The organism is Pseudomonas sp. No.21, from assembly GCF_054558415.1.
In genome coordinates this window covers 448411-469016 of sequence record NZ_BAAJNO010000006.1, presented here as the reverse complement: position 1 = coordinate 469016, position 20606 = coordinate 448411, and the positions used below count along the sequence as shown (strand labels likewise).

The following is a 20606-nucleotide window of genomic DNA, read 5'->3' as shown; positions in this document are numbered from 1 at the left end:
CCTTTTGGTTCCTTTTAAGGCGATTGTTAAAAGGGACTCGCCCGGGTGGGCGAAACCAGAAGCACCAACAAAACTCGGCAATCAGCTGGGTCCAAATCTTCTAGCAACACTTAACGCAGACAGAGCCAATTCATTCGCCACGGGCCGCGCAGCGCTCCCACGGCCTGTGCGACAGGCATAAAAAAGCCCGGCATGGGCCGGGCTTCTTCGTCAGCGCTGTCGCTTAGTTGCCGTAGACCGGCAGCTTGGCGCAGATGGCCTTGACCTGTTCGCGTACGCGGTCGACCACGGACTCGTCGCCCATGTTCTCCAGGATGTCGCAGATCCAGCCGGCCAGCTCGCGGCATTCGACTTCCTTGAAGCCGCGGGTGGTGACGGCGGGGGTGCCGATGCGCAGGCCGGAGGTGACGAAGGGCGAGCGCGGGTCGTTGGGTACCGAGTTCTTGTTCACGGTGATGAAGGCGCGGCCCAGGGCGGCGTCGGCGTCCTTACCGGTGATGTCCTGCTTGATCAGCGACAGCAGGAACAGGTGGTTCTGGGTGCCGCCGGAGACCACGTCGAAGCCGCGGTCGATGAACACCTGGGCCATGGCCTGGGCGTTCTTCACCACTTGCTGCTGGTAGGTCTTGAACTCGGGCTGCAGGGCTTCCTTGAAGCACACGGCCTTGGCGGCGATCACGTGCTCCAGCGGGCCGCCCTGGGCACCGGGGAATACGGCGGAGTTCAGCTTCTTCTCGATCTCCTCGTTCTTGCGCGCGAGGATCAGGCCGCCGCGCGGGCCGCGCAGGGTCTTGTGGGTGGTGGTGGTGACCACGTCGGCGAAGGGCACCGGGTTCGGGTATACACCGGCGGCGACCAGGCCGGCCACGTGGGCCATGTCGACGAACAGGTAGGCACCGACCTTGTCGGCGATGGCGCGGAAGCGGGCGAAGTCCAGGACCTGCGAGTAGGCGGAGAAGCCGGCGACGATCATCTTCGGCTTGTGCTCGACGGCCAGGCGCTCGACTTCGTCGTAGTCGATCAGGCCGGCGTCGGTGATGCCGTACTGCACGGCGTTGTACAGCTTGCCGGAGGAGGAGACGGAGGCGCCGTGGGTCAGGTGGCCGCCGTGGGCCAGGCTCATGCCGAGGATGGTGTCACCGGCCGACAACAGGGCCAGGTAGACGGCGGCGTTGGCCTGGGAACCGGCGTGGGGCTGGACGTTGGCGTAGTCGGCGCCGAACAGTTCCTTGGCGCGGTCGATGGCCAGCTGCTCGACGACGTCGACGTACTCGCAACCGCCGTAGTAGCGCTTGCCCGGGTAACCCTCGGCGTACTTGTTGGTCAGTACCGAACCCTGGGCTTCCATCACCGCCGGGCTGGTGTAGTTCTCGGAGGCGATGAGCTCGATGTGCTCTTCCTGGCGCTGGGCTTCCTGCTCCATCGCGGCGAAGAGTTCGGCATCGTAGCGGGCGAGGGTCAAATCACGGCTGAACATGGCGGTCCTCTCGGGGATCGGTACGTGGAAAGGCGCGCATTCTAACTCATAGGTCGTTGGCTGACACATGAAGGTCGGTCATGCGACAGACAAGCGGCGCTCACGCGGATTCGTCATCGACTTCCTGCAGTTCGGCGAGCTTCTGGCGCAGGGCTTCGCGCTCGTGATCGAACAGCAGGGGCAGTTGTTGCCAGCTCTCATAGAGCGGCTCCAGCCAGCAGCAGTAGCCGGAATCGGGGCGCCGGCCTTCCAGGCGCTCGAAACAGGTGTGGATGTCCAGGGCATGGGCCGGCTGGTCGTGGGCGATGGCGGCCAGGACGCGGATGGCCGCCACCGTGGTCCAGTCGCTCGGCCCGAACAGAGCGCTGAGCAGCAGGGCGCGACGGCGCGAACCTTCCCAGCCGTGATCGAGATGGGCCAGCACCTGGGCGGCGGCGCTCTGCACGCGGGTCAGCCAGAGCAGCGCGGGGACCGAGCGGTCGGGCACCGCCGGCGGGTGCACCAGGGTCGCCAGCACCTGCAGCGGCTCGTCGCCTGTGAGGCCGGCGGCCACATGGCTGGCCTGGGCCCAGTTGGCGCGGGCGTAAGGCGTGGCGGCGAGACCGGCGATCAGCGCACTGACCTTCTCCCCGGGCGGCGGCAGGGCCGGCAGCGCCTGGTCGCCCTCGTAGCGCCAGAGCAGGTGCTCGACGGGGCCGTGCGGCTGACGCGGATCGGGCTGGGCGATGGCCTCGGCGGTGACTTCGACCTTGCAGCCGGACAGGCCGTGGGCAGCGAGTTCCAGGGTGATGGCCAGGACGTTGCTCGGCGCCTCCAGGGACGAGGTGCGCAGGGTGATGCTGTCGCCGGGCGAGCCCTCGTAGCTGCCGTCGAGCAGGCTGTCGCGGATCTTGCGCAGGACGTTGGCGCTGGCGTCGTTGGGCTGGGGTGGTGCGCCGCTGGCGAGGAACCACAGCTGGTAGGCGCGTTCGTTGTCGGCCTTGGCAGCGTCGATCACCCGCTGCAGCAGGGCGTCGTCGCCCGTGGCGCGCCACTGGCAGTAGTCCCGCGAGGGGGCGGCCCAGGGATGTTGCGGGTGCAGTGCCAAGGCCTGGTCGTACCAGTTGATCGCCTGGGCCCAGCCCTGGTTCTCCAGCCAGGTGTCGCCGGCCTCCAGGTAGGTGCTGAGCTCTTCCGGCTGCTGCTGCACGGCCTGGCTGAAGGCCAGGTCGGCCTCCGCCGGGCGACCCTGCTGGCGCAGCACCAGGCCCCGTGCGGTCGCCTGGTGCCAGTCCTGCTGCTGCACTGGCCCGGCCAGCTCCAGGGCCTGGTCGAAGAGGGCGGCACGGCGCAGCAGGCCGATGTGCAGCATCGTCCATTGCGCGGTGAAATCGTCCGCAGGGCGGATGCGCCCGGCCAGCACGGCCCAGCGCCGGGTGTTGGCGAGGTCGTGGGCGGTGGCTTCGCGGGCTTCCGGGGTGCGCTGGATGACGCGGCCGAGCAGGCGCATCTGCAGGTCCGCATCCAACTGTTCCAGGCTGCCGGCCGGCTCCAGCCAATCGAGGGCCCAGGCGTCGAGGTAGTCGCTCTCGGGGGCGGCGTCGATCACCTGCAGGAGCAGGTCGACGGCTTCGGCGACCCGGCCTTCGCGGGCCATGATCCAGCTGCGCAGCGCTTCGGTCGCCGCGTAGCGTTGCTCGCTGGGCGGCAGCAGCACCGCTTCGGCCGGCGTGCCGGCGCGTTGCAGGTAGCGCTCGGCCAGGGCCAGCCACTCCGGGTTGGCCGGGGCGAACCTGAGCAGCTCAGCCAGGTGCTCGGCGCCGTGGGCGAGGTTGCCCTGCTCCAGCTCGGCCTCGGTGATGAACAGTTCGAACTCGGCGGTGCCCTGGCGCAGCTCGATGCTGGGCGTCTCGGGAGCGGCTTCCGGTGAGGCGGTCGGCGCGTCTTGGGTGGTCGGGTCGATTTCGGTAGGGCGGGTAAAGCGTTTCCACCAGGACATGGCGGGCTCCTTGTCGCGTCGTCGCCGGTCAATGGCGGGCTGGTCGGGCGGGGCGCTGGGCCGTGATGGCGCGATCTTACGGCAAGGTCCCCGGCGTGGGCCTGTCGGGGATCACGAAACCGCTTTCGCGGCGAGGGTGGAGCGGTGTTCGGCATGACCTCGAATGGTGGACCGGTGAAGCGTGGTCCACCCTACGCCCGGGCTGCGGAGACAAATAAGCCCAGGTGTTGACGGTATCCGCCGATCCCCCAGGCTATTCCAGCTTCCAGCTTCCAGCTTCCAGCTTCCAGCTTCCAGCTTCCAGCTTCCAGCTTCCAGCTTCCAGCTTCCAGCTTGTTGTCAGCGCAACAACAGGAAATCGGTCACCACCGCCACCAGCCGGCCGTTGGCGTCGTAGCCGAAGTAGCTGGGGTAGGCACCGTCGCCGTAGCCGCTGGAGAAGAACGCCACGTTGCCGGCGTCGGTCGGCAGCAGGTACCAGCTGCGGGTGTGCTGGTAGGTCTTGTCCAGTTCGGCGAACAGGCGCTCGTCGAAGGCCTCGCCCTCCTGGTCTCGACGGGCCTCGTAGCTGCGCAGGGCGGCGGCGTCCATGAAGCCGCCGGTGCCGCTGTCCACCCCGTAGCCGAAGAACTCGTCCGGCCCCAGGGTGTTCGGGTCCTGGCCGTTCACCAGGGCCATCTCCCAGCGGGTCGCCGGGCCGGGGGCGAAGACGATGCGGGCGAAGGCCACGCGTTCGTCATCGCCGATCCGCGCGATGGCCAGTTGCAGGGGGAAGCGCCCCTTGGGTACGGGCTGGGTGAAGGGACCGTCGCAACTCACCAGCGGGTCGCAGGCCACCAGTTGCCCGGTGGGCAGCTCCAGCTCGCCGATGGCCTGCGTATGGAGGCGGTAGTCCTGGCCCTCCACCTGCACCCGGTAGCCCTCGGTGAAGGCGGCATCGAAGAGCGGGTGGCCCGTCGGGGCGGCGGCCTCGGCGTGGAGCGCAGGCAGGGCCAGCAGCAGGGCGAGCCTGGCGACGTGTCGGTTCATGGTCGGTGGTTCTCCTTCTGTACGGCGGCGGCGGAGCAGATCCCACGGTCTGGTGCCCCCGTGTGCGGACGGGGGCGCTCAATACCTGCGGCGCAGCCAGGCAAGTGCGTCCTGCTCGACGGGCTTGCCGCTTCGACCGCTCAAGCGCATTAATCTACGCGCCGTTCCGGCCCGCCTCGGGCGCGCCATCATTGCATAAGGATCGAAGATGGAACCGGTCTCCGTTTCGCAGCGCCTGGCTGCATTGTTCGAAGCCCATGGCGTCGAGTTCGTCGTGCACGAGGGCTGGGTCGCCCCGGGAGGCCGGCTGCCGGCGATCCGTGCCACCTGGTATCCCCGCGGCAAGACCGGGCGGCTCGACGTGGACGTGCTGCTGGAGGACGACAACCGCCAGTTCCAGGAGGCTTTCGCCGGTGTGGGCGAGGGCGAGTCGGGTATGCAGGACGCCTGGGAGAACTTCTGCCGCAACAGTTTCCATGTGCTGCTCTCGGCGCTGTGGGGCCAGGTCGATGAAGACCAGGTGACGGTGGAGACCTGGCAGGTGGGCGGGCAGCGCTTCGAGGCGCACCTGGGCAACCTCTGCACGCGGGGCGCCGATGGCAAGGTGCCGGAGCTGCCGGCCGAGCTGTTCCCCAGCATCGAGGCGCAGATCCGCGCGCTGCCGCTGGATGGGCGCATCCACTGGTTCCGCCACTTCTTCTGCGCCTTCGACAACCAGCGCACGGTGGAGGCGCTGTTCGACAACGAGCCCTGGCCGGAGGGGATGGAGCGCTTCGCAGGGCTGGCCTGGGAGGATTCCGAGGCGTACTACAGCGCGCGGAGCTTCCTGGTGATCAAGCCGATCCCGGCCTGACCGGAGCGGAGCTTCCCCAAAGCAGGAAGCCCCGCATCAGGCGGGGCTTCTTGCTACTGGGCGACGGGGTGGATCAACGGTTGTTGTAGCCGTCTTCGCTCGGGTCGTAGGTGATCTGGTAGACGTTGAAGTTGGCGCCACCGGCGCCCACGCCGGTGTAGGTGAGGCGGCCCTGGCCCTTGTACAGCTCTTCCATGCGCATGGCGTCGCTGCCGAAGTAGAAGGGGATGAACATCTTGCCGGTCATGTGGTTGTAGCTGTCGGTGGGCTGGCCGATCAGGTCATGCACCTGCTTCATGGACATGCCGGGCTGGACCTTGGCGAAGGGACTGCCTGCCGGGATCTGCCCGACGATCTGCTGTTGCGGGGCACGCGGCGAGGAGCCGCAGGCGGCCAGCAGGCCCATGGCGGCGATCAGGCCGATTTGCAGGAACTTGGTACGCATTGAACTTCTCCAGAGTGGTGACGTTGATTCAGTAGGCCGCTCAGCCCTTGTAGCCCTTGTCCAAAAGGTCCTGGGTCATTTCTTCACCCGCCTGGACACACTCTTCATGGGAGCCCGGGAGGAAGTTCAGGAAGTGCCAGGTGCCGTCCTTCTTCATCGCGAAGGCCTGCATGTCACCGGTTTCCCGGCCATCGGCCCTGACGCTGTTGACGGTCTGGCAAGCGCCAATGCCGTTGATTTCGGTGTATTCGCCGAACTTGTAGACGTCCTTCACCAGCAGGTTGTCGATCACCACCTTCTGGACTTCGGATTCGGCGGAGTTGCAGCCGCCGAGCACGGTGGCGAGCCCCAGCGCGACGGCGCAGCGGAGCAGGTTGGCAGGGCTGGGGCGGTGTTTCGAGGCGCGAGAAACGGTCATGACGCAATCTTCCTTGTGCGGGGTTCTTGTTGGGGGCGTGGAGCAGCCTGGCTGCCTGTAACGAGCGGCCAATAGGGGATGGACCCGAGGGGCCGCCACACCGGGACGCTGGATTCCGGCCACGAAAAAAAGCCACGACTTGGCGGCAGGTACAGCGGAACTCAGGGGGCTTTGCAGATACTGGCGAGGGTGTTTCGGGGTCGCTTCGTACTTGCAATCCTTTGCAACACTTAAATAGCGAAGCGCAATCTGGCAGGGCTGTAGGAAATATTCAACTTCATTCGTATGACAACCAGAAGCCCATCACAGCGGCTGGTTCGGGGCGGTTGTTGCCGGCTTCGTGTGTCGCTCAACTGAGCATGAACAGCGCCGCGCCGCCGAACTGGGCTTCGAACTGCTCGGGGCTCATGGGGCGGCCGAAGAGGTAGCCCTGCACTTCGTCGCAGCCGTGCTCGCGGAGGAACTCCAGCTGGGCGTGGGTCTCGACGCCTTCGGCGATCACCGCGAGATTGAGGCTGTGGGACATGGCGATGATGGCGCGGGCGATCTGTGCATCGCGTTCGCCGTCGGGCAGGCCGTCGACGAAGCTGCGGTCGATCTTCAGCACGTCGATGGGGAACTGCTTGAGGTAGTTGAGCGAGGAGTAGCCGGTGCCGAAGTCGTCGACCGCGATGCACAGGCCCAGGCGCTTGAGGCTGGCGAGGATCTGCATGGCTTCGCCGACGTCGCGCATCAGGATGGATTCGGTCAGCTCCAGCTCCAGGCACGCCGGCGGCAGCCCGCTCTCGGCGACGATCGTGGAGATGCGTTCGACCAGTTGGCCGTCGGCGAACTGGCGGGCGGAGATGTTCACCGAGATCTTCGGCAGGCGCATCTTCTGATGGTGCCAGTGCCTGAGCTGGCGACAGGCCTCGCGCAGCACCCAGTCGCCGACATCCACCACCAGGCCGAGTTCTTCCAGCACCGGGATGAAGTCATTGGGCGGCACCAGGCCACGGGTCGGGTGGTTCCAGCGCAGCAGGGCCTCGACGCCGGTCAGGCGCTTGCCGTCGCCGGAGAACTGCGGCTGGTAATAGAGCACGAATTCGCGCTGCTCCAGGGCGTGGCGCAGGTCGCTCTCCAGCTCCAGGCGCTCCAGGGCGCGGGCGTTCATCTCGGCCTGGTAGAACTGGAAGTTGTTCTTGCCGCGCTCCTTGGCGTGGTACATCGCGGTATCGGCGTTCTTCATCAGCTGGCTCAGCTCGCGGCCGTCCTGCGGGCTGAGGGCGATGCCGATGCTGGCGGTGACGAAGAACTCGCGGCCTTCGAGCACGAAGGGCCGGGCGAGGCTGGCGAGGATCTGCTCGGCCACGTTGATGGCGCGGTTGAGCGCGCCCTCGCGGGTGGTGCGCGGTTGCAGCAGCAGGGTGAATTCGTCGCCGCCCATGCGCGCCACGGTGTCGTCGTCGACGCAGGCGGCCAGGCGGATGGCCACGTCCTTGAGCATGCGGTCGCCGGCGGCGTGGCCGAGGGAGTCGTTGATCGGCTTGAAGCGGTCGAGGTCGAGGAACATCAGCACCACCCATTCCTGGTGCCGCTCGGCATGCTGCAGCGCGGTGTGCAGGCGGTCCTGGAACAGCGTGCGGTTGGGCAGGTGGGTGAGGGCGTCGTAGTAGGCCAGGCGATGGATGCGCTGCTCGCTGGCCTTGCGTTCGCTGATGTCGCTGAAGAAGCAGACGTAGCTGACCAGGTCGCCTTCCTCGTCGTGCACGGCGGTGATGCCGATCCAGGAGGGGTAGGTGTCGCCCTGGCGACGCTTGAGCCAGACCTCGCCTTCCCAGCTGCCGCGCTGGTTCAGCTGGCCGAGGATGTAGTTGAGCTGGGTGGCCTGCTGGCGATCGGCGGTGAGCACCGACGGCAGCTGGTCGAGGACTTCGGCGGATGAGTAGCCGGTGATGCGGCTGAAGGCCTCGTTGACCTGGACGATATAGCCGGCCGGGTCGGTGACCAGGATCGCCGAGGTGGAGTGCTCGAACACCGTGGCCGCCATGCGCAGGTCCTTCTCGGCACGGCGTTGCTGGCTGATGTCGCGACCGACGCCGAGCAGGCCTTCGAAGCGGCCGTGCTCGTCCCACATGAGCATGATGCGCAGCTCCACCGGGATCTTGCGGCCGTCGGCACGCAGGCAGTCGAACAGGAACAGCTGGGGCGGCAGCTGGTCGCGCAGTTCCGCCAGGCGCTGGGGATCGCCCAGGGCGTGGTTGACCTTGTCCATCAGCACGAACAGCGAGGCGAGCTGGCGTGGGTTGGCCACGGTGCCGTTGAACCCGTGCTCGATCACCCATTCCGGGCTCAGGCCCAGCACCGGCTGTACCGAGGGGCTGACGTAGTTGAGGTTGATCTCGCGATCACTGGTGAAGATCACGTCGCTGATGCTTTCGGCCAGCAGGCGATAGCGCCGTTCGCTCTCGCGCATCAGCTCGCTGGCCTCGATCTGCTCGGTGATGTCCTTGGCCACGCCGATCAGGCGGCTGACCCGGCCGTTTTCATCGCGGGTCAGCGCCTGCTCGCGGATGTCGAACCAGTGCCAGTTGCCGTCGCGGTGGCGCCAGCGCAGCTGGCACTGCAGCAGCAGGCCGTCGCCGACCACCTGCTGCAGGCTGCGCATGCGCCAGTACTGTTCTTCGTCGTCGGGGTGCAGCACCTGCTCCCAGAAGCGCTCGCCCATCGCCTTCAACTCGCTGCGGCTGTAGCCCAGCTGCTGGCCGAGGCGGTTGTTGCTGAGCATCACCTTGCGGTTGCCGATGTCGTGCACGTAGAGGGTGTCCGGCACGGCCAGCACCACGTCGGACCAGAAGCGCTCGCGCTCGATCAGCGAGAGCTCGATGCGCTTGCGGCTGGTGATGTCGCTGATGCTGAGGGTGACGGCGTGCAGGTCCTGGATCATTTCCGGCAGGCGCAATACCACCCAGAGATGCCGCTCGGTGCCCTGGGGCGTGACGATGCGGGTCTCCAGTTCGATCTGCGACTGGCTGCCGAGCACGGCGCCGATGAGCTGGGCGCGGATGCCCCCGTTGCGCAGCGGGCCGTGGCCGATCAACAGCTGCCAGACCTGTTCGCTGCTGCCGACGCCGAGCAGGCGCAGGGCGAACTGGTTGACCTCGGTTATGCGCAGGCGCTGCAGCAGCTCGCCGTGGCGCCCGGGATGGGTGTCGATCCACTGGGCGAGGGCCTGGGTATCGCGCAGGCCCAGCTGGAACAGGTGCTCGCGCAGGGTGGACAGGTCGAGTACGCAGAGGGCGACGCCGGTGCCTTCGAAGATGTCCTGGTAGCGCCGGCGGGTTTCCTGCAGCACGCGCAGGGCCTGCTGCTCCTCGGTGACGTCGCGCAGGACCCAGACGTAGCCGATCAGCTTGGCGCCGTCGTTGAGGTCGCTGCGGGTCACGGCGAACAGGCGCTGCTCGCCATCGACGCCGGCGGGCACCAGGTCCGGGCCGAGGTCGTTGGGGAAGGTGGTGGCGTGTAGCAGCAGCGGGTCCAGCCCGGGCAGCAGGGCCAGCAGGTGGTATTGCTGGGACTCTTCGCTGCTCATGCCGAACATCGCCTCGGCGCGGGCGTTGAGGTAGCAGACGACACCGTCGGTCCAGGTCACCACCACGCGCTCCTCGATCACGCCGAGGGCGCTGGCGGCCTGGCGCAGGGAGCGCCGCGAGGCGTCGTTGAGCTCGCGCAGGTTGCGTTGCTCGCGCTGCAGGACGAGGAGCGCGAGGGTCGCCAGGGTGGCACAGATGAGGAACAGCGCCAGCCGTCCGATCAGGCCCGGCAGCAGGTCGGCCTGCACCTGGCGTTCGTCGTAGAGGGCGCGCAGCTGCCAGTCGCTGTTGGCGAGCGGCGCGATGAACAGGGTCTGGGACTCTTCCAGCGCCGTCACCGGCATCACGATGGGGCTGTCCTTGGCGACCTTGCCGCTGTGCAGCAGCACGCGGTCGCTGAAACGGTCCTCCAGCAGCCAGCCGGACTGGCCGCGCTCCTGTTCGCGGATCCAGTTGCGCAACGCCTGCGGATCGAGCCGCAGCAGCCAGGCGCTGCCGGCCTGCATGTCCCGCAGGATCAGGTAGAGCTGGCCACCGTCCTGGGCGCTGAAGGAGAAGTGCACGGCCTGGCCGGCGGAACGTTGCGCGAGGCGGGCGACGAACAGCGCGTCGTCGGCGCCGGGGTCGCTGTCGGCGACGATGCCGCCACGCGGTGTCAGCCAGGCGACGCTGCGCATGGCCGGGTAGATGCGCTTGAGGTTGTCCAGCAGGCTGGGGGTGGGGGACGGCTGGCGGGCGCTCTGGGCGAGGAAGGCGAGGCCGGCCTGGGCCTTGAAATCCATGCTGCCTTCGAGGTGGCTGGTGATCTCGCGGGCTAGTTCCTGGCTGCGTTGGCGCTGGCCGTCCTTCAACTGGTGGTATTCCTGTTGCAGCTGCCAGAACAGCAGGCTGAGCATGGACAGCACGAGCACCAGCAACAGCCCCTTGACCGAGCGGTGCAGTGGCGGGCCGTACGGCTCTCCGGGCGCACGCGGGGTGGTCGAGGGGCGAAGCTTGGGCACTGGACGAATCCTGCGATGACGACGAAATAGGCAGGTGATGCTGGCCGACTGAACTGTAGTCCGGCGCTTACAAGCGGGCTAGCATGCCTTGAAGTGAGGCAGAGTGCCAGCATGGCCGACGAGCGTCGTTTGCCCTGCTTCGCCCATTCCGGTAGCTTTGCCGCACGCGCGCGGGAGCGCATGCGTCCCCGCCTTTTACCCCTGATCACAGAACCAAGGTCACCCATGGCTCAATACGTCTTCACCATGCATCGGCTGAGCAAGGTCGTTCCGCCGAAGCGGGAAATCCTCAAGAACATCTCCCTGTCGTTTTTCCCCGGCGCCAAGATCGGCGTGCTGGGCCTCAACGGCTCGGGCAAATCGACCCTGCTGAAGATCATGGCCGGTGTGGACACCGAGTTCGACGGCGAAGCACGGCCGATGCCCGAGCTGAACATCGGCTACCTGCCCCAGGAACCGCAGCTGGACCCGACCAAGAGCGTGCGTGAAGTGGTCGAGGAAGCGGTCAGCGTCGTCAAGGACGCCCAGGCCCGCCTGGACGAGGTCTACGCCGCCTACGCCGACCCGGATGCCGACTTCGACAAGCTGGCCGCCGAGCAGGCCAAGCTCGAGGCCATTCTCCAGGCCAGCGATGGCCACAACCTGGAACGCCAGCTGGAAGTCGCCGCCGACGCGCTGCGCCTGCCGGCCTGGGATGCCCGCATCGAGCACCTTTCCGGTGGCGAGAAGCGCCGCGTGGCCCTGTGCCGCCTGCTGCTGTCCGCCCCCGACATGCTGCTGCTGGACGAGCCGACCAACCACCTGGACGCCGATTCCGTCGCCTGGCTGGAGCACTTCCTCCACGACTTCCCGGGCACAGTGGTGGCCATCACCCACGACCGTTACTTCCTCGACAACGTCGCCGGCTGGATCCTCGAACTCGACCGTGGCGCGGGCATTCCGTACGAGGGCAACTACTCCGGCTGGCTGGAGACCAAGTCGGCCCGCCTGGCCCAGGAATCCAAGCAGCAGTCGGCCCACGAGAAGGCCATGAAGGAAGAACTGGAGTGGGTGCGCAAGGGCGCCAAGGCCCGCCAGTCGAAGTCCAAGGCCCGCCTGCAGCGCTTCGAGGAGATGCAGTCGCAGGAATTCCAGAAGCGCAGCGAGACCAACGAGATCTACATCCCGGCCGGTCCGCGCCTGGGCGACAAGGTCATCGAGTTCAAGAACGTCACCAAGGGCTACGGCGACCGCGTGCTGATCGACAACCTGTCGTTCTCCATGCCCAAGGGCGCCATCGTCGGCGTGATCGGCGGCAACGGCGCGGGCAAGTCGACCCTGTTCCGCATGATCATGGGCAAGGAAACCCCGGACTCCGGCAGCATCGAGATCGGCGAGACCGTGAAGCTCGCGTGCGTGGACCAGAGCCGCGACGACCTGGACGGCAACAAGACCGTGTTCCAGCAGATCTCCGACGGCTCCGACCAGATCCGCATCGGCAACTACGAGATCCCGTCGCGCACCTACGTCGGCCGCTTCAACTTCAAGGGCGGCGACCAGCAGAAGTTCGTCAAGGACCTCTCCGGTGGTGAGCGTGGCCGCCTGCACCTGGCCCTGACCCTGAAGGAGGGCGGCAACGTCCTGCTGCTCGACGAACCGTCCAACGACCTCGACGTCGAAACCCTGCGCTCCCTGGAAGAAGCCCTGCTGGACTTCCCCGGCGCCGCCATCGTGATTTCCCACGATCGGTGGTTCCTGGACCGCGTCGCCACCCACATCCTGGCGTACGAAGACGACTCGCAAGCGGTGTTCTTCGAAGGCAACTACACCGAGTACGAAGCCGATCGCAAGAAGCGCCTGGGCGATGCCGCCGCCCAGCCGCACCGCGTGCGTCACAAGAAGCTGGCCCAGTGACCTGAGGTCATCCCCCGGTCGACGCCGGGTGGGCTGCACAAGAAAACGGAGCCGAAAGGCTCCGTTTTCGTTTCCGCTCCCGGCTTACTTCACCTTGCGGGCCAGGTCGTCCAGGCTGCGTTGCAGCTGGTCGCTCTTGCGTCCCTGCTCCTCCAGGTCGCTCTTGAGGTCGTCCACCTGGCGCCTCAGGGCGCTGAGGGTGTCGGCCTGATCGCTGCTCAGCTGATTCAGCTTGTTGATGTGCTTCTGCATCTCCTTGACATCGCCGACGCTGATGTTGCTCTCCATCAGTTGGCCACCGTGGGAGGTGCTATCCACGGCGGCGAGGTTGTCATAGCTGCTGGCCGAGCCTGCCATCTCGACACCCGCTCGGGCCTGGCCGATGCCGGCGAGCAGCAGGGCGGTGACCGTGGTGGCGGCGAGGAGGGAAGGACGCATGCGCGAGCGGTACATGGATGAGCTCCTGGAGTGGGTGCCGAAATAGCACATCGCTATGACTGGTTCGAAGAAGCCGGGTTCTCCCCTGGACATGCGTGGATACAAAGGCTGTCCGCAGGCCCGCGAGGAGCGCGCCGGAGCCCTGCGTGGCCGGGGTGCGCCATATGAGGGCTGCAAGCGCTTCGACAAGGTGCAGTGGAAGCGTCGGTCATTCGCCGTTTCAGAGCGGTTTATCCCTATGGCTTTCGGCGGATTTTATAGATTTGCACCAAAAAGATTCAATAAAGCGTCATCTTGCACTTCTGTAGGGCGCATTTTCCTTGCTAGAGTCAGCGCCCTTTTGAACAGAACGAGCAGGCCAGGACGCCATGACCGAATCCGTCGACAACTATCTTGCCCGCCTGAAACGGCGTGACCCCGACCAGCCCGAATTCCACCAGGCCGTGGAAGAAGTGCTGCGCAGCCTCTGGCCCTTCCTCGAGGCCAACCCGCGCTACCTGCAGGGCGGCATCCTCGAGCGCCTCGTCGAGCCCGAACGCGCCATCCTGTTCCGCGTGCCCTGGGTCGACGACGCCGGCCGCGTGCGGGTCAACCGCGGCTACCGCGTGCAGATGAGCAGCGCCATCGGTCCGTACAAGGGCGGCTTGCGTTTCCACCCTTCGGTGAACCTCGGCGTGCTCAAGTTCCTGGCCTTCGAGCAGGTGTTCAAGAATTCCCTGACCTCGCTGCCCATGGGCGGCGGCAAGGGCGGCTCGGACTTCGACCCCAAGGGCAAGAGCGATGCCGAAGTCATGCGCTTCTGCCAGTCCTTCATGAGCGAGCTGTACCGCCACATCGGCGCCGACCTCGACGTGCCCGCCGGTGACATCGGCGTCGGCGCCCGCGAGATCGGCTTCCTCTTCGGCCAGTACAAGCGCCTGTCCAACGAGTTCACCTCGGTGCTCACCGGCAAGGGCCTGGCCTACGGCGGCAGCCTGATCCGCCCGGAAGCCACCGGCTACGGCTGCGTGTACTTCGCCCAGGAGATGCTCAAGGGCCGCAACAGCGGCTTCGACGGCCAGCGCGTGGCCATCTCCGGCTCCGGCAACGTGGCCCAGTACGCGGCGCAGAAGGTCATGGAGCTGGGCGGCAAGGTGATCTCCCTGTCCGATTCCGAAGGCACCCTGTTCGCCGAGGGCGGCCTCACCCAGGAGCAGTGGGATGCGCTGATGGAGCTGAAGAACGTGCGTCGCGGGCGCCTCAGCGAACTGCAGGGCGCCGGGCTGCGCTTCATCGCCGGCCAGCGCCCCTGGAACCTGGCCTGCGACATCGCGCTGCCCTGCGCCACCCAGAACGAGCTGGATGCCGATGACGCCCGCACCCTGCTGGCGGGCGGCTGCATCTGCGTGGCCGAAGGCGCCAACATGCCCTCGACCCTGGAGGCTGTGGATATCTTCATCGAGGCCGGCATCCTCTACGCGCCGGGCAAGGCCTCCAACGCCGGCGGCGTCGCCACCAGCGGCCTGGAGATGAGCCAGAACGCCATGCGCCTGCACTGGAGCGCCGGCGAGGTGGACCAGCGCCTGCACGGCATCATGCAGAACATCCACCACGCCTGCGTCGCCCATGGCGAGGAGAACGGCCGGATCAACTACGTGAAGGGCGCCAACATCGCCGGCTTCGTCAAGGTCGCCGACGCCATGCTGGCGCAAGGCGTGGTCTGAGGCGCGCGGCGCAGCTCCGGTGAAGCGGACCCGTCCGCGATGAAGAAGGGCAGCCCGGGTGGCTGCCCTTCTCGTTTCCGCCTCCTGGGGTCAGGCGCTGGCGCGCTGCTCTTGCTCCGGCAACCCCATGAAGCGGCGGATGCGCTCGCCGGCGCGGTTCTCGCGGATCGCCTGCGGGCTGGCGTCGACCTGGACCAGGCCGTCCTCCATGAGGATCACCCGGTCGGAGATCGACAGCGCGAACTCCATCTCGTGGGTGACGATCACCAGCGTCATGCCCTCGCTGGCAAGGTCGCGGATCACCTTCAGCACCTCCCCCACCAGCTCCGGGTCGAGGGCCGAGGTGGGCTCGTCGAACAGCATGATCTGCGGGTCCATCGCCAGTGCGCGGGCGATGGCGACCCGCTGCTGCTGGCCGCCGGAAAGCTGGTGCGGGTACTTGTGCGCATGGGCCAGCAGCCCGACCTTGTCCAGCAGCGCGCAGGCGCGGGCCTCCGCCTCCTGGCGTGGCAGGCGGCCGTGGTAGCGCGGCGCCAGGGTGACGTTGTCGAGCAGGGTGCGATGGGGGAACAGGTTGAAGTTCTGGAACACCATGCCGATGTGCTGCACGCCCCGGCGCACGCGGGCGTTGCCGGGTTTGTCGCCCGAGGTGATGTAGGTTTCGCCGAAGAGCACGATCTCGCCCTGGTCGATGCTCTCCAGGCCGTTGATGGTGCGGATCAGCGACGTCTTCCCCGAGCCCGACGGGCCGATGATCGACACCACCTCGCCCGCTCCCACCTTGAGCTCGATGCCCTTGAGCACTTCGTGGCGGCCGTAGCGCTTGTGGATGTTCTGCAGTTGCAGCGCCGGCGGCGTGCCCTTGCCGGTGGCGCGCGCCACCCGGGCGGCGAGGTGCTGGCTCGTGCCGCGCAGGGCGGCTAAGGCCTCGGCGGTCAGCGTCTGCGGGGCGCGACGGGAGAGGTCGAGACGGCGCTCCAGCGCGCCCAGCAGCCAGCCGAACAGGGTGACGATCAGCACGTAGTAGGCGGCCACGGCGCAGAGTGTCTCCATCACCAGGAAGTTCTGCGCGTAGAGGCGCTGGCCGACCATCAGCAGCTCGGTGAGGGAGATCACCGAGACCAGCGAGGTCAGCTTGACCACCGTGATGTATTCGTTGATCAGCGTCGGCAGGGAGATGCGGAAGGCCTGCGGGATGACGATCAGGCGCTGGATGCCGAGCCCGCCGATGGCCAGTGCGCGACCGGCTTCCTTCTGCCCCTTGGCCACCGAGATCAGCCCGCCGCGGTGGATCTCGGCCATGTACGCGGCCTCGGTCAGCACCAGGGCGAACAGGCCGGCGAGGAAGGGGTTGGACAGCAGCTTGCCGGTGACCGGGAACAGCTGCGGCAGGTTGTAGACGAACACCACCAGCACCAGCAGCGGCACGCTGCGGAAGAACCAGATGTAGAGGCCCACCGGCACCCGCAACAGTGGCAGCGAGGAGAGCCTGGCGCTGGCCAGGAGAAAGCCCAGGACCATGCCGATGAACCAGGCCAGGGTGCTCAGTTCGATCACCGTGACGCAGGCCTTCCAGAAATCGACCAGCGAGAACAGCGAGAAGAAATACGACCATTCGAATTGCATGGGCACCTCGGTCGACCCGCCCTTCGAGGGGGGGCCCGTGTAGCGGGAAACGGGGCGGCGCCCTGGCGCGGCGCCGCCGTCACTCTCAATTGGCGGCGGGGGCCTCGAGGCTGTACTTGCTCAGCATCGCGGCGTACTCGCCGCTGGCCTTGGCGCCGGCTAGGGCCGTGAGCAGGGCATCGTGCAGCGCCTTGTTGTCCTTCTGCACATAGATGCCGAGGGTCTGCTTGTAGATCAGCCCCGGGGTGCTGACCACCACGCGCTGGCGCGAGCGCTCGGCGATCTGCTTCGCCGCACCGGCGATCTCCACCTGGGCCTGGATGTGGCCGGAGATCATCGCCTGGGTGGCCTCGGGGGCGGAGGGGTACTCGCTGACGGTGATGGCGCCCTTGCCGTTGGCGGTGCAGTAGCTGGAGGACAGCTCCTGCAGCTGGGTGACCCAGGTGGTGCCCTGCTGCAGGCCGACCTTGAGGCCGCACAGCTCTTCCGGGGTCTGCGGCCTGGCCTCGGCGTCGGCCTTGACCAGGATCGAGGCGCCGGTCTGCGCGTAGGGGATGGCCAGCGCCTGGGCGGTGCGTTCCGGGGTGATGTACATGCCGGAGATCACCGTGTCGAAGTGGCGGGCATTGAGGCCGAGGATCAGCCCGGCGAACTTGGTGTTGACGTAGGCGACGTCCAGCTTCAACTGCTTGGCCAGGGCTTGCGCCAGGTCCGGGTCGGACCCCACCACCTTGTCGCCCTCGTAGGACTCGAAGGGCGGGTAGGTGATGTCCATGCCGACCTTGAGCTGGCCGGGGGTGGCGACGCCGACGTCGGCCTGGGCAAGGCCGGCGGCCAGCAGCGCGGCGGCGAGGGCGGTGGAACGCAGGGCGGTGGAAGGCTTCATGGGTGGTGCTCCTCTGGTCAGCGGATGTGTGCGGCTCAGGACGGCTGCATCTGGTTCTTCAGGTGGCCGAAGCTGGAGGGCTTGCGCGCCCGCTCCGGCAAGGCGATCTCGCCGGCTTCGACGCGCCGGCGCAGGTACTGGTACGTCTGCAAGGCCTGGGCCCACATGTGCTCGCCGATGGCGATCTCCTCGTAGGCCTGGGCGCCGTCACCGGCGAATTGCGGCAGCGGGCGGATCTGGGTGTGGAAGTCGCAGGCGTAGAACAGCGGGAAGGAGTAGCGCTCCTCGCGCACGCTGCGCACCCGGTGCGAGGTGGCGACGAAGGCGCCGGCGGTCATCACCTCCAGCATGTCGCCGATGTTCACCACGAAGGCCCCATCCAGGGGCGGCGCGTCGATCCAGGCACCGTCCTCGTTCATCACCTCCAGGCCCGGCTTGTCGGCGAGCAGGATGGTGAAGCACTCGTAGTCGGTGTGGGCGCCGATGCCCGGGGCGTCCTGGGCGGCGTTGTCGAAGGGGTAGTGGATCAGGCGCAGCTTGGACGGCGGGCGGCTGACCATGGCGTCGAAGTAGTCCTCCGGCAGCCCGAGGGCCAGGGCGAAGCCCTGGAACAGCCTGCGGCCGAGGGCGAAGACGTCGGCGTAGTAGGCCTGCACCGCGTCCTTGAAGCCGGGAACGCCCGGCCAGTCGTTGGGCCCCAGCAGCGGGGTGCCGGCGAGGAACAGCGGGTCGTCGCGGCTGACCTCGTAGCCGATGTCGAAGGCTTCCTTGTGGTCCGGCTTGCCCTTGGAGTAGACCTCCTCGCCTTCGGGCACGAAGCCCTTGTGGCTCTCGGAGGTGCCGATGTAGTGGCGCATCTTCGCGTCCAGCGGTTGGGCGAAGTAGTCCCGTGCGGCCTGGCGCAGGCCGTCGATGCGTGCCGCGGCGATGCCGTGGTTGCGGATATAGAGGAAACCCACCTCGCGGGCCGCCTTGCCCAGGGCCTGCGCCACCGCCTGGCGGTCTTCCAGGCGTTCGCTGAACAGCCCGGCGATGTCGATGACCGGGATCGAGGTGAAGGCACTGCTGGCCGTGTCCTGTGCGTGCATGTCGTGGCTCCGTGTCAGCCGAAGAGGCGTTGGAAGTGCTGGCGCTGGCGCTGGCCGATCCACTGGTTGAGGGACCAGAGGTCGGCGACCGGCATGTTGGTGAAGGGCAGGTGATGCAGATAACCGTCCGCGCCGAACTCCGGCGTCAGCGTGGTCACGGCGTAGCCGCGTGCCTGCTGCGATCGCCACACCGCCTCCCAGTGGCGCTCGTGGAAGTCCAGCGCGGCGGCGTATTCGGGAGCGGCGGGATGGGGCACCTGCGGCCCCTGGTCGTAGCCGACCCGCGCCTGGATGTGGTGCACACGCTCGACGAAGGGGCCGAGGTCGTCCTCGGGGTCGTCCAGCAGGCGCTCGCAGGCCACCACCCAGTGGCTGATGTCGCTGGTGAAGCGCAGCTCCGGCAGTTGGCGGATCAGCTCCAGGGTGACCCAGGGGTTGAACAGCGAGCGGGCGCGATGGGTCTCGAAGCAGCAGGCCAGGCCCTGGCCGGCGGCGACCTCCAGGGCGCGGCCGAAGAAGTCCACCTGCATCGCCAGCGGCCAGCGGTCGTTGCCCGCCAGCAGGTTGACGAAACGCGGCTGCAGCTCGGCGGCCAGGTCCAGCTTGCGGGCCAGGTCCTCCAGGTGCTCGTCGGGCTGTGCGGCCTGCTTCGGCAGCACGTCGTAGGCGGTGAACAGGGTGCAGATGTAGGCCAGCTGGTTGTCGCGCAGCAGGCCGGCGAAGGCGCGGCGCTCGGCGGCGTCCAGCGGCAGGCGCGCCTCCATGCCGTCGAAGCCGGCGGCGCGCAGTTCCTCCAGGGCCTGGGCGCGGGGCGCAGTGTAGCCCCAGAGGGTGCGGAAGAGTTCGAGTCGCATGGGCGTATCCCGGTCGGGGACGCACCCGGCACGCAGGCCGACGGGCGCGGCAGGCGTGCCGGGCGGTCAGGCGATTGTCGTCAGCGGAGCCGGTAGGGGGAGATGCAACGGGCGGGGGCGTGATGCACGGCGCATGGGGCGGTCCTCTGACAAGCTCGGTCGGGGCGGCTGGGCCGACCCTTTCTTGTGGTTACGCCACGGCTGTGGCGGGCTTGGGCAGTCAAAGGATTCACGGGTGGCCCGGGGAGGGCCGCGCGCTCTGCGGCGCGATGGGCGATTCTGTGGCGCGCGCGGACCGCGAAAGAATAGGAAAGGCCAAATACTTAGTTCAGGAAATCCGAAACTAACAGGGGAGCCGAAAGAATGGCGGCGGGCTGCGCGAACGGGGGATCGATGGCTCGGTCTGCGCTAGCTGTCGTGCACTCGATGCGAAGCCTCAAGCACGGTGCTTCCGGTTGGCTCCCTATCACGCCCACCGCATGGGTTTCGCTTCGCTCTACGCCATCCTACGAAGGCCGCCAGCCGCAGTGCGCACCCAGTGGTGATGCGCACATCAATGTGAAGTCGTGGGCTTCGACGTTGGAGCAGCGGCCAAACGCCCCTTTCAGGAGGCCGATGATGGAGCGAGGGAACCCGACATAGTCGGGCCGTATGCAGGGGCACGTTTTTTGGTTCCTTTTCACCGGGCTGGCGTTCCAGCGATTGGAAAAGGGACTCGCCCGGCGAGGCGAAACAGAAACCATCAGCAAAGCTCGGCAATCACCTGAACTCGAAATCTTCCAGCAGCACTCAACACAGACAGCGCCATTGAAATCACCCCTACAGGGATTGCCGCGTTGGCTGGCGGGCTCCCTTGGCGGGGCGATACGTCGGCTCAATGCCCGGTCAGGGCACGATCCATGGCCCGGCGCTTGTCGCGCTCCCAGTCCTCGTCGCGGTCCCTGGAGATCTGCTCGTGGAACTCGCGCAGCTCTTCGCTGCGCACCTGCTCCTTGCACTGCTCGAAACCGTCGCCCCAGCCTTCGGCGTAGGTGCGCTCCTTGAGGTAGCGCGGCACGTCCTTGCGGAAGGCGCCGGTGATCACACCCGCCGCCTGGCGCCCGCTGCTGCAGCCGTCACTGAAACCGTCGGCGAAGGCGGGTGGGTAGCCCTCGGCTATCAGGTGCTGGTGGGTGCTCTCGCAGCCTGCCAGCAGGGCGGCGCCGAGGAAGAGGGGGATGGCAAGGGCGGCGCGGAATGACGCCATGTTCGACTCCCGTACGCCCGTTGGCTGGGCGCACATGCGCGGATTTCATTGCAGCGGCCACCCGGATCGGGGCGGCCTGGCGCAAGTATCGGCGGGAGG

At 67.3% G+C, this 20606-nt stretch carries 15 protein-coding genes; 3 read left to right on the top strand and 12 right to left on the bottom strand.

What is annotated here, in order from left to right; all coding sequences use genetic code 11:
* Window positions 1-223: 223 nt before the first annotated feature.
* From glyA to ACYJSS_RS15270, 3 genes are all read right to left on the bottom strand, one after another.
* On the bottom strand, window positions 224-1477 hold the full coding sequence (gene glyA, locus ACYJSS_RS15280) for a serine hydroxymethyltransferase (protein WP_236204783.1): 1254 nt from the start codon (window positions 1475-1477) through the stop codon (window positions 224-226).
* Window positions 1478-1577: 100 nt separating this feature from the next.
* Window positions 1578-3455: a hypothetical protein gene (locus tag ACYJSS_RS15275; RefSeq protein ID WP_236204782.1), complete on the bottom strand. Its 1878-nt coding sequence runs from the start codon at window positions 3453-3455 to the stop codon at window positions 1578-1580.
* A gap of 339 nt (window positions 3456-3794) precedes the next feature.
* Window positions 3795-4484, bottom strand: coding sequence for a DUF4241 domain-containing protein (locus tag ACYJSS_RS15270; RefSeq protein WP_236204781.1), 690 nt, complete (start codon window positions 4482-4484; stop codon window positions 3795-3797).
* 208 nt (window positions 4485-4692) lie between these two features.
* Here ACYJSS_RS15270 and ACYJSS_RS15265 point away from each other — a divergent pair, with 208 nt between their 5' ends.
* Window positions 4693-5337, top strand: coding sequence for a DUF6348 family protein (locus ACYJSS_RS15265; protein WP_236204780.1), 645 nt, complete (start codon window positions 4693-4695; stop codon window positions 5335-5337).
* Between the two features lie 73 nt (window positions 5338-5410).
* Here ACYJSS_RS15265 and ACYJSS_RS15260 read toward each other — a convergent pair whose 3' ends face one another.
* The 3 genes from ACYJSS_RS15260 to ACYJSS_RS15250 all read right to left on the bottom strand — a co-directional run bounded on the left by ACYJSS_RS15260 (window position 5411) and on the right by ACYJSS_RS15250 (window position 10668).
* Window positions 5411-5782 (bottom strand): hypothetical protein, encoded by a 372-nt coding sequence (locus ACYJSS_RS15260; RefSeq protein ID WP_111259707.1) that lies wholly within the window; start codon window positions 5780-5782, stop codon window positions 5411-5413.
* Between the two features lie 40 nt (window positions 5783-5822).
* Complete coding sequence (locus ACYJSS_RS15255) at window positions 5823-6200, bottom strand: hypothetical protein (RefSeq protein ID WP_236204779.1); 378 nt, start codon at window positions 6198-6200, stop codon at window positions 5823-5825.
* 349 nt (window positions 6201-6549) lie between these two features.
* Complete coding sequence (locus ACYJSS_RS15250; RefSeq protein WP_236204794.1) at window positions 6550-10668, bottom strand: bifunctional diguanylate cyclase/phosphodiesterase; 4119 nt, start codon at window positions 10666-10668, stop codon at window positions 6550-6552.
* A gap of 330 nt (window positions 10669-10998) precedes the next feature.
* Here ACYJSS_RS15250 and ettA point away from each other — a divergent pair, with 330 nt between their 5' ends.
* Window positions 10999-12666 carry an energy-dependent translational throttle protein EttA gene (ettA, locus tag ACYJSS_RS15245; protein WP_111259709.1) on the top strand — a complete coding sequence of 556 codons (1668 nt, stop codon included), beginning with the start codon at window positions 10999-11001 and terminating at the stop codon, window positions 12664-12666.
* 84 nt (window positions 12667-12750) lie between these two features.
* Here ettA and ACYJSS_RS15240 read toward each other — a convergent pair whose 3' ends face one another.
* Window positions 12751-13119, bottom strand: coding sequence for a hypothetical protein (locus tag ACYJSS_RS15240; RefSeq protein WP_236204778.1), 369 nt, complete (start codon window positions 13117-13119; stop codon window positions 12751-12753).
* Window positions 13120-13472: 353 nt separating this feature from the next.
* Here ACYJSS_RS15240 and gdhA point away from each other — a divergent pair, with 353 nt between their 5' ends.
* Window positions 13473-14807 (top strand): NADP-specific glutamate dehydrogenase, encoded by a 1335-nt coding sequence (gdhA, locus tag ACYJSS_RS15235; RefSeq protein WP_111259711.1) that lies wholly within the window; start codon window positions 13473-13475, stop codon window positions 14805-14807.
* 90 nt (window positions 14808-14897) lie between these two features.
* On the opposite strand, the gene ACYJSS_RS15230 is transcribed toward gdhA, so the two are convergent.
* The 5 genes from ACYJSS_RS15230 to ACYJSS_RS15210 form a co-directional block, all read right to left on the bottom strand.
* Complete coding sequence (locus ACYJSS_RS15230) at window positions 14898-16433, bottom strand: amino acid ABC transporter permease/ATP-binding protein (protein WP_111259712.1); 1536 nt, start codon at window positions 16431-16433, stop codon at window positions 14898-14900.
* A gap of 85 nt (window positions 16434-16518) precedes the next feature.
* Window positions 16519-17319 (bottom strand): ABC transporter substrate-binding protein, encoded by an 801-nt coding sequence (locus tag ACYJSS_RS15225; RefSeq protein ID WP_111259713.1) that lies wholly within the window; start codon window positions 17317-17319, stop codon window positions 16519-16521.
* Window positions 17320-17354: 35 nt separating this feature from the next.
* The gene (locus tag ACYJSS_RS15220) at window positions 17355-18407 is read right to left on the bottom strand and encodes an isopenicillin N synthase family dioxygenase (protein WP_236204777.1); all 1053 of its coding nucleotides are present in this window, start codon (window positions 18405-18407) and stop codon (window positions 17355-17357) included.
* Window positions 18408-18421: 14 nt separating this feature from the next.
* Window positions 18422-19261, bottom strand: coding sequence for a sugar phosphate isomerase/epimerase family protein (locus ACYJSS_RS15215; protein WP_236204776.1), 840 nt, complete (start codon window positions 19259-19261; stop codon window positions 18422-18424).
* A gap of 874 nt (window positions 19262-20135) precedes the next feature.
* On the bottom strand, window positions 20136-20507 hold the full coding sequence (locus ACYJSS_RS15210; protein ID WP_236204775.1) for a hypothetical protein: 372 nt from the start codon (window positions 20505-20507) through the stop codon (window positions 20136-20138).
* Window positions 20508-20606 lie beyond the last annotated feature (99 nt).

Coding starts and splice junctions, on each gene's coding strand:
- glyA (WP_236204783.1), bottom strand. CDS start 1,477: ATGTTCAGCCGTGATTTGACCCTCGCCCGCTACGATGCCGAACTCTTC.
- ACYJSS_RS15275 (WP_236204782.1), bottom strand. CDS start 3,455: ATGTCCTGGTGGAAACGCTTTACCCGCCCTACCGAAATCGACCCGACC.
- ACYJSS_RS15270 (WP_236204781.1), bottom strand. CDS start 4,484: ATGAACCGACACGTCGCCAGGCTCGCCCTGCTGCTGGCCCTGCCTGCG.
- ACYJSS_RS15265 (WP_236204780.1), top strand. CDS start 4,693: ATGGAACCGGTCTCCGTTTCGCAGCGCCTGGCTGCATTGTTCGAAGCC.
- ACYJSS_RS15260 (WP_111259707.1), bottom strand. CDS start 5,782: ATGCGTACCAAGTTCCTGCAAATCGGCCTGATCGCCGCCATGGGCCTG.
- ACYJSS_RS15255 (WP_236204779.1), bottom strand. CDS start 6,200: ATGACCGTTTCTCGCGCCTCGAAACACCGCCCCAGCCCTGCCAACCTG.
- ACYJSS_RS15250 (WP_236204794.1), bottom strand. CDS start 10,668: ATGCTCAGCCTGCTGTTCTGGCAGCTGCAACAGGAATACCACCAGTTG.
- ettA (WP_111259709.1), top strand. CDS start 10,999: ATGGCTCAATACGTCTTCACCATGCATCGGCTGAGCAAGGTCGTTCCG.
- ACYJSS_RS15240 (WP_236204778.1), bottom strand. CDS start 13,119: ATGTACCGCTCGCGCATGCGTCCTTCCCTCCTCGCCGCCACCACGGTC.
- gdhA (WP_111259711.1), top strand. CDS start 13,473: ATGACCGAATCCGTCGACAACTATCTTGCCCGCCTGAAACGGCGTGAC.
- ACYJSS_RS15230 (WP_111259712.1), bottom strand. CDS start 16,433: ATGCAATTCGAATGGTCGTATTTCTTCTCGCTGTTCTCGCTGGTCGAT.
- ACYJSS_RS15225 (WP_111259713.1), bottom strand. CDS start 17,319: ATGAAGCCTTCCACCGCCCTGCGTTCCACCGCCCTCGCCGCCGCGCTG.
- ACYJSS_RS15220 (WP_236204777.1), bottom strand. CDS start 18,407: ATGCACGCACAGGACACGGCCAGCAGTGCCTTCACCTCGATCCCGGTC.
- ACYJSS_RS15215 (WP_236204776.1), bottom strand. CDS start 19,261: ATGCGACTCGAACTCTTCCGCACCCTCTGGGGCTACACTGCGCCCCGC.
- ACYJSS_RS15210 (WP_236204775.1), bottom strand. CDS start 20,507: ATGGCGTCATTCCGCGCCGCCCTTGCCATCCCCCTCTTCCTCGGCGCC.